The organism is Bacillus timonensis, from assembly GCF_004799755.1.
Lineage (GTDB): Bacteria > Bacillota > Bacilli > Bacillales > Bacillaceae_L > Ferdinandcohnia > Ferdinandcohnia timonensis_A.
On record NZ_SLUB01000147.1, the window covers coordinates 1 to 598 of the forward strand.

Sequence of the window (598 nt, forward strand, 5' to 3'; positions counted from 1 at the left end):
CTGCTGGAGAAGCAGGTGACGACGCCGGAACAGTATCCGCTGTCACTGAACGGTGTCGTGGTGGCCTGTAACCAGAAATCGAATCGCGAGCCGGTAATGGAACTGAGTGAAAGCGAGGTGCAGAATCAGCTCGACCTGCTGGAAAAACGGCACCTCATCACCGCCAGCAGCGCCGCCGGACAGCGGGTGGTGAAATATGAGCAGCGTTTCTGTAACTCCGCGTTTGGCACGCTGAAGCTCAATAGCGCGGAAGTCGCCCTGCTGACCCTGCTGCTGTTGCGCGGACCACAGACGCCAGGCGAATTGCGCACCCGCAGCGGTCGTCTGCACGAGTTCAGTGACGTCAGCGAAGTCGAGCAGACGCTGGAAGGCCTGATGCAGCGTGACGACAGTGCTCAGGTGATCCGTCTGGCGCGTGAGCCTGGCAAGCGTGAAAACCGCTTTATGCATCTGCTGGGCGATGAAAGTGATCAGCCGCAGGCCGCTGACGCGCCGGAAGAGCAGGGCGATCTGGCGGCACGCGTTGCCACGCTGGAGCGGCAGGTCGCAGAGCTTCAGGCACAACTCACCCAACTACTGCAATCGGAGAGCTGAGATG

At 60.9% G+C, this 598-nt stretch carries 1 protein-coding gene; it reads left to right on the plus strand.

Annotated elements, in window-relative coordinates; translation table 11 throughout:
* The coding region (locus E1I69_RS24285) for a DUF480 domain-containing protein (RefSeq protein WP_136382032.1) at positions 1–594 on the plus strand (594 nt) is incomplete at its 5' end.
* Between the last annotated feature and the right edge of the window lie 4 nt (positions 595–598).